Annotated in this window: 6 protein-coding genes; 3 read left to right on the top strand and 3 right to left on the bottom strand. The window is 71.8% G+C overall.

Annotated features, from left to right (window positions below):
- Nucleotides 1–136: 136 nt before the first annotated feature.
- Nucleotides 137–955, top strand: a complete 819-nt coding sequence (locus HV826_RS31505; protein WP_176420763.1) for a methylase — start codon at nt 137–139, stop codon at nt 953–955.
- Nucleotides 956–1,142: 187 nt separating this feature from the next.
- Entirely contained in the window at nt 1,143–2,414 is a 1,272-nt protein-coding gene (locus tag HV826_RS31500; protein WP_255207859.1) for a carbamoyl-phosphate synthase, read from the top strand.
- On the opposite strand, the gene HV826_RS31495 is transcribed toward HV826_RS31500, so the two are convergent.
- Together HV826_RS31495 and HV826_RS31490 are read right to left on the bottom strand one after the other, a co-directional pair.
- The gene (locus HV826_RS31495; RefSeq protein ID WP_176420762.1) at nt 2,404–3,846 is read right to left on the bottom strand and encodes a pyridoxal-dependent decarboxylase; all 1,443 of its coding nucleotides are present in this window, start codon (nt 3,844–3,846) and stop codon (nt 2,404–2,406) included. The genes HV826_RS31500 and HV826_RS31495 overlap by 11 nt on opposite strands.
- Nucleotides 3,843–4,694 (bottom strand): glycosyltransferase family 2 protein, encoded by an 852-nt coding sequence (locus HV826_RS31490; protein ID WP_176412023.1) that lies wholly within the window; start codon nt 4,692–4,694, stop codon nt 3,843–3,845. Before HV826_RS31490 ends, HV826_RS31495 begins: the two co-directional genes overlap by 4 nt.
- Nucleotides 4,695–5,212: 518 nt before the next feature.
- On the opposite strand from HV826_RS31490, the gene HV826_RS31485 reads away from it, so the two are divergent.
- Nucleotides 5,213–5,962, top strand: a complete 750-nt coding sequence (locus tag HV826_RS31485) for an arginyltransferase (RefSeq protein ID WP_176420761.1) — start codon at nt 5,213–5,215, stop codon at nt 5,960–5,962.
- Here the strand turns inward: HV826_RS31485 and HV826_RS31480 are convergent.
- Nucleotides 5,932–6,825, bottom strand: a complete 894-nt coding sequence (locus HV826_RS31480) for an alpha/beta hydrolase (protein WP_176420765.1) — start codon at nt 6,823–6,825, stop codon at nt 5,932–5,934. The two genes, HV826_RS31485 and HV826_RS31480, sit on opposite strands and share 31 nt — an antisense overlap.
- Nucleotides 6,826–6,841: the final 16 nt, after the last annotated feature.

Below are 6,841 nucleotides of genomic sequence, written 5' to 3'. Positions count from 1 at the left end.
CAGCGGGGGCAGGCCTGGGGGGACGGGGCTTCCACGGTCCCCTCACTCTAGGGGCCCGCCGCGTCCGGCGAAAATCCGGAGCGGCACCGCACAGGCTGGGCTTGACGGCGACGCCAGACTCACCCAAGAGCGCACCATGCCTCCGCTGGACACGAAGACACGCGGGCGGACCGCGCGCGGGCGCCTGCGCGCGCTGGACACGTACCTGTGCCGCTTCGAGCGCCCGTTGCTCGAACGGCGTGACGGGCCCTGGGCCCACGCCGTCTTCGTCGACGTGGGCTTCGGCGAGCACCCGTGGACGACGCTGGAGAGCGCCCAGGCCTTTCGCGCGCTCAACCCGGAGCTCGCCGTGGTGGGCGTGGAGCTGGACGCGGAGCGCGCGCGGGCGGCGCAGGTGGACGCGGAGGCCCGCACGTCGTTTCGCGAGGGTGGCTTCGCGTTGCCGCTGCGCCCCGACGAGCCCGCCCGGCTGGTGCGCGCCATGAACCTGCTTCGCCAGGGGCCTCCCGAGCGCGTCCCCGAGGTGCACCGCACCCTGGCCAGCTACCTGCTGCCGTCGGGCCTGCTGGTGGAGGGCAGCGCGGACGCGACGGGCGCGGTGATGTCCGCGCACCTGCTGCGCCGCGGCGTCGGGGAGGAGGCGGAGGTGCCGCGGCGCGAAGCGCTCCTGTTCCACACCGACTTCAGCCTCGGCTTCGCGCCCATGCTCTTCCGTGACTGGCTGCCCCGGGACTTGCGCCGCCGGGTGCGTCCGGGTGAGCCCATCCATGACTTCTTCTCCGCGTGGAGCGCCGCCTGGCAGCAGGCGCGAGCCGCGGGCCATGCGCACCCGCCTGATGCGTTTCGCGAAGCCGCGCTGGGGCTCTCCGCGCGCGTGGAGGGAGTGGAGGCCGACCCGTGGCTCGTGTCCCAGGGCTACGTTGTTTGGAGGCCCAAGGGGGGTGTCTGTTTTTGACGACAGGGTGCTGTGCCTTTCTCAGAGAAGGAGAGGGCGCAGTCGAGGGAAGCCAAGTGGGGTGGTGTGCGGCTATCCTTCGCGTGACCAGGACTTGGAACGGCACCGCCTCTCCTTCGCGTGAGGCGTGTCGGGAACGCAGCGGGAGAACGACACCGTCATGTTGGAGCAGGCACCCCGGGTTCGAATGGCCGTCCGTCCGTCCGTGCTGCTCTTCTCTGCGGGCTTCTACGGCACGCTCGCGGCCGCGCGTTGCTTCGGGCGCAACGGCATCGACGTCACGGTGGCGGACCCCGGCAAGCTGGGGCCGGCGAGCTGGTCTCGCTTCGTGGGCCGCCGCGTGCAGTGTCCTCCGGAGTCCCAGGCCGAGGCCTTCATCGAATGGCTGATGGACCTGGGCCGCCGCGAGCCGATGCGGCACGTGCTCTACCCGACGAGTGACGAGCTGGCGTGGCTGGTGTCCGTCCACCGCGAGGCGCTGTCGGAGTATTTCCACCTCTACGACCCGGGCATCGACGCCGTCTACGGCCTGCTCAACAAGCGCAAGCTCTTCGAAGCGGGCCAGGCGGTGGGCCTGACGCTGCCGCGCACCTGGTTCCCGGCGTCGGAAGCGGACCTGGACGGGGTGTCCCGCGAGGCGCGCTTCCCGGTCCTCATCAAGCCCACCACGCAGATTCTCTACTCCACCCACCGCAAGGGGCAGCCGGTGCAGGCGCCCGAGCAGCTCGCGGAGGAGTACCGCGCCTTCTCGCGGGACGGCTACGCCCCCATGCTGGTGCGCTTCGACCCCGCGGTGTCGCGCCCCATGGTGCAGGAGTTCCACCCGGAGGCGGCGGAGGGCATCTACAGCCTCTCCGGCTTCGTGGACGAGACGGGCGAGCTGTTCGAGGTGCGCGGCGCCATGAAGGTGCTCCAGCGCCCGCGGCGGCTGGGCGTGGGCGTGTGCTTCGAGTCCGCCCCGGTGCGCGAGGACCTGGCCGCGGGGCTCCAGCGCCTGTGCAAGCGCCTGGGCTACCACGGCGTCTTCGAGGTGGAGTTCATCCAGACGAAGGACGACTTCCTCCTCATCGACTTCAACCCCCGCTACTACGGGCAGATGGGCTTCGACATCGCCCGGGGCCTGCCGCTGCCGCTCCTGGCCTACCACGCCGCGCTGGGGGACCGGGACGCCCTGCGCCGCGAGCTGCGGGCCGCGCGTGACTGGCGCGGCAACGGCGAGGTGTTCTGCAACCGCATCGCGCTGGAGATGCTGCTCAACCTCCAGCGGCTGTCCGGCGCGCTGCCGGAGGACGAGGCCCGCCAGTGGCGGCGCTGGCTGGAGACGCACCAGGGGGTGGCGGTGGATCCGCTCATCGACTCGGATGACCTGATGCCCACCGCGGTGGAGGTGGCGCAGATTCTCTACGGCTCCGCGCGCCACCCCCGGGCCTTCCTCCGGATGATGGTGCTCAACCGGTGAGCGCGGCGCGGCTGTCCGGCGCGTCGAACGTCACCAGGTCGTCGAACGTCTCCGCGCGCCGCAGCAGCCGCTCCTTCCCGTCCTCCAGCGCGATGATGGCCGGCTGGGGATAGGAGAAGGACGTAGCGAAGGGCACGAAGTAGGCGCCCGCGTCCATGATGGCCAGCGTGTCTCCCACGCGCAGGTCGGGCAGCCGCTTCGCGTGGTAGAGCGTGTCGCCCGGCGTGCAGATGGGGCCCACCACCGTGTAGATTTTGTCGGCCGGCGCGTCCGGCCGGTTCACGTGGAAGAGCTGGTGGTACTCGTTGCGCACGCACTCGGCATGGTTGATGCCGGCGTCCAGCACCGCCCACGTCCTGTCTTCCCCTGCCTTGAGCGCGTGCACGCGGCCCAGCAGGAGCTGCGTGTCGCCCGTCATGGCGCGGCCCGGCTCCAGGAAGATGCGGGGCCGCTGACGTCCGCGGCGCGCGTAGTGCGTCTCCACCAGCTCCACCGCCAGCGCCACGTAGCGGTCGATGGACAGCGACGCCGCCGGGTCGGGCGCGGGCACGTCGCGGAAGAAGGTGAGGTTGAGGCGCCAGTCGCGCTCGGCGATGTGCTCGACGGTGGGCGTGTTGAGGCTGCCGCCCAAGTCAAGCACCTCCAAATCCAGCCCCAGCTCCTGGTGCAGCGTGTCCGTGAAGTCGAGCACCGACTCCACGAAGGCCGTGAAGTCGCCCTCCGTGCGGAGGGTTTCCCCACGGTGCGCGTGCAGGCCCACCACGTCCAGGTGCTTCGAGCCGCGCGCCTGCTGGTAGGCCCGCAGCGCGGCGCCCCCCGCGATGGGCGTGCCGAACTGCCCCGTCCAGCCGCTGCCCGTCGTCACCCGCACCGCGACGCGCGGGCGGCGGTCCAGCTCCGCGGCCAGCCGGGCGAAGACGGCAATCTCCTCCGCGTGGTTGGCGGCCAGCAGCTGGATGCCCCGGGAGATGGCCTCGCGCACGGAGGCCTCCGACTTCACCGGGCCGTTGTAGACGATGCGCTCCGGGGGCACGCCCAGCTTGAGCGCCAGCCACATCTCGTAGGCGGAGATGACCTCCGCGCCCACGCCCAGGCCGTGCAGGAAGGACAGCACGCCGGGCACCGGGTTCGTCTTGTACGAGTAATAGACTTCACAGCCGCCCGTGCGCCCCGGCGGCACCGCGAGGAAGCGCTCCGCGTTGCGGCGCAGCGCCGCCAGGTGCACGACGTGCAGCGGCGAACCCCAGCGCTCCACCAGCTGCGCCAGCGGGACGCCTTCCAGGCTCAGGCCCTGGCCGGGCACATCCCGCAGGCCCCAGTGCGAGGCGGGGATGTGGTTGCGCGCGGGGGCCATGGCCCGCTGGAGCACCGGGCGCAGCGTCTGCTTCACCTGGCGCCTGGCGGTCCCGAGAAGCCGGCTCTTGAGGCTCATGACGCGCGCCCCTGGTTGCGCAGGCGCAGCGGCAGCCGGCGGGCGACCTCGAAGGGCAGCACCCGCAGGGCGGCCTGCATGAGGCGGTACTCCAGCATGCCGTTCGCCTTGCGGTACTTGCCGTGAATCATCTCGTTGGACTGCACCACCAGCGTGCCGTCCTTGCCCAGGTTGTGCATCAGCGACGGCCGGCCGGTGCGGTAGTGCAGGATGGGCCGGTTGACGTAGACGTGGCCGAACGCGCGGATGCCGCGCAGGTAGAAGTCCACGTCCTCGTAGACGGGGATGCTGGCGTCGAAGCCGCCCAGCGGGGCGAAGTGCTCGCGGCGCACCATGCACGCGGAGTTCACATACAGCGTGCCGCGGAAGAGGATGTGGGCCACCGTCCACGCGCTGTTGGGGGTGCTGGCGCCCACCTGGGCGGCCCACTCGAAGTAGGCGCTCTTGTCCTTGAGCCAGTCCGCGTCGTCGCCGAAGGGCACCACCCAGCCCACCGCCACGCCCGCGTCCGGCCGCGCGTCCAGCGCGCTCACCATGGCGTGCAGCGCGCCCTCCGCGAGCATGTCGTCGTCATCCAGGAAGTGCAGGTAACGGCCCCGGGCCAGCGTGGCGCCGTGGTTGCGCACCACCGCCGGGCGGCCCTTCGACGGTGGGTCGTTCACCAGGTAGCGGACCCGCTCGTCCTTCAGCCCTTCCACCGCCTCGCGCGCCGTGCCCTCGGGCGTGTCGTCCAGGACGACGACCTCGACGCTCACCCCTTCCTGGCGGAGGACCGAGCGGATGGCCTCCACCACTTCCTTCTCCCGCTTGTGGGTGGGCATCACCACCGAGACGTCAATGACGGACATGGCGGACTTATACGCGTTGGCGGCCATGCCTGAGAAGCCGCCAGCCCGCGCGCCATCCAGTCACTTCAGTAGCTGGCGAACGCCAGGTCGAAATCCACTCCATGCGCCTCTGCCGGGTCCACCGCGACCTGCGCGCGAACCGCCGCGAGTACGACAGGGATGTCCGGATTCTGGCGATTCCCACTCGGACGCGAGGGGGGTGTAGCGCTCCGTACCACCCAGTCATGGCTGCCAGTGGCCGCTCGGACCTGCCTGTCCGCTCGACCGAAATCCCAGCGCGACAGGCGGTTCAGCGAGGGCTGCGTGCGGTGGCGGGCCATGGTCATCCTCCTGCCTCGACTCCGTGAGGCTGGCCGTTGGCTTTGCAGACGTCATGCCAGCCTGCCGGCTGGGCAGACGGGCCTGCCGTGGAGGACGCCTTTCCCTCTGAGGAGCGGGTGTCTGCCCGGAAGCGGAGGCTTCGACACACCGGGTCAGACTTGACGCCGGGCGGCGGGCGCGACAGGAACAGGCCACGCATGGCGTTCCTCCTGGCACACGAAGTCGAGCCGCCCCGGGCCTGCAGCTACCTGCCAGCGCGGCAGGCCTCGCTCGAGAACCTCGTGCTGGAGGACGTCACGCCGGAGGAGTACGAGCACCTGCTGGTGCGTGGCTGGCGTCGCTTCGGGTTGGTGTACTTCAGGCCCGCCTGCGCGGACTGCCAGGCCTGCGTGTCCTTGCGCCTCCCCGTGGAGGGCTTCCAGCCCAACCGCAGCCAGCGCCGGGCGCGTGCCGCGTGCGCGCATCTGCGCGTGGAGGTGGGGCCGCCGCGCGTGGATGACGCGCGGCTGGCCCTGTACCGCCAGTGGCATTCGGAGCGTGAGGTGGCGCGCGAGTGGGCGCCGTCGCCCATCACCGCGCGAGAGTACTCGCTCCAGTTCTCCTATCCGCACCCGTCCGCGCGCGAGGTGGCGTGGTACGACGACGGCGCGGAGGGCGGCCCCAGGCTGGTGGGCGTGGGCATCTGCGACGAGACGCCGCGCGCCTGGAGCGCCGTGTATTTCTTCTACGACCCCGCCTACGCGCGCCTGTCGCTGGGCACGGCCAACGTGCTGCGCCAGGTGGAGCTGGCGAAGGCGCGGGGCATCCCCCACGTCTACCTGGGCTACCGCGTGCTGGCGTGCGCGTCCCTGCGCTACAAGGGCGCCTTCCGTCCGCACGAGCTGCTGGAGGACCGCCCCGCGCTGGACGCGGCGCCTCAGTGGGTGGCGCCGCCCGAGGAGGGGTGAGGCACGCCGAGCGCCGCGCCGAAGTGCTGGAGCAGCCGGCGCGCGTATTCCTCCGGCGCCACGCGCGCGTACTGGCCATGGCCCGCGCCCTCGACGACCCAGAGTGACTTGGGCTCGCACGCGGCCTGGAAGAGGCTGGCCTGGAGCTTCGCGGGCGCGTCCGGGTCCACGTCGCCGTTGACCAGCAGCAGCGGCCGGCCGCCCAGCCGGCACATCCCGTCAATGGGGCGCACCGCGTCCACCGTCACGCCCGCGCGGCGCAGCGTCCACAGCACGGGCTCCGCGCTCAGCGCACCCCAGCGGCCATAGCCCGCGTAGATGTCCGCCTCCAGCGCGGGGTAGGCCCCCGCGGCGGCCACGGCCTTCACCCGCGCGTCCTCGCTGGCCACCAGCAGCGCCGTGGTGCCGCCCATGGAGAAGCCGAAGAGGCCCAGCCGTCCCGGGTCCACGTCCGGGCGCCGCGCGACGAAGTCCAGCGCCGCCGTCACGTCGCGCCGCTCCCGGTCTCCCCACGTCACCGTGTCGCCGCCGCTCTCGCCGTGCGCGCGCGAATCGAACAGCAGCACGCCGTAGCCCGCGCCCGCGAGCGTCCGGGCCTCGAAGAGCAGCTGCGCGCGGTTGTCCGCGAAGCCGTGCACCAGCACCACCGCGGCGCCGTTGCGTGAGGGCACGTACCAGCCCTTGAGCGGCACGCCGTCGGACGTGGTGAAGGCCACGTCCTCCAGCGGCGACAACGCCGCCTCCCTCAGGGGACGTGTCACTGGAACGGGCTGCGGATGCAGCAGGCCCTGGCCGATGCGGTGACCGTTGACCACGAGATACCCCGCGGCGGCGAGCAACACGCAGAGGGGCGCCAGCGCCATGAGGCAGCGGAAGTGG

Origin of the sequence: Myxococcus sp. AM010 (assembly GCF_013372585.1) — a bacterium.
GTDB lineage: Bacteria > Myxococcota > Myxococcia > Myxococcales > Myxococcaceae > Myxococcus > Myxococcus vastator.
This window is presented reverse-complemented; position numbering and strand designations above follow the sequence as displayed.

What these genes read in the sequence shown, in the direction of transcription:
- HV826_RS31505 (WP_176420763.1), top strand. Translation starts at nt 137, where the DNA reads ATGCCTCCGCTGGACACGAAGACACGCGGGCGGACCGCGCGCGGGCGC.
- HV826_RS31500 (WP_255207859.1), top strand. Translation starts at nt 1,143, where the DNA reads ATGGCCGTCCGTCCGTCCGTGCTGCTCTTCTCTGCGGGCTTCTACGGC.
- HV826_RS31495 (WP_176420762.1), bottom strand. Translation starts at nt 3,846, where the DNA reads ATGAGCCTCAAGAGCCGGCTTCTCGGGACCGCCAGGCGCCAGGTGAAG.
- HV826_RS31490 (WP_176412023.1), bottom strand. Translation starts at nt 4,694, where the DNA reads ATGTCCGTCATTGACGTCTCGGTGGTGATGCCCACCCACAAGCGGGAG.
- HV826_RS31485 (WP_176420761.1), top strand. Translation starts at nt 5,213, where the DNA reads ATGGCGTTCCTCCTGGCACACGAAGTCGAGCCGCCCCGGGCCTGCAGC.
- HV826_RS31480 (WP_176420765.1), bottom strand. Translation starts at nt 6,825, where the DNA reads ATGGCGCTGGCGCCCCTCTGCGTGTTGCTCGCCGCCGCGGGGTATCTC.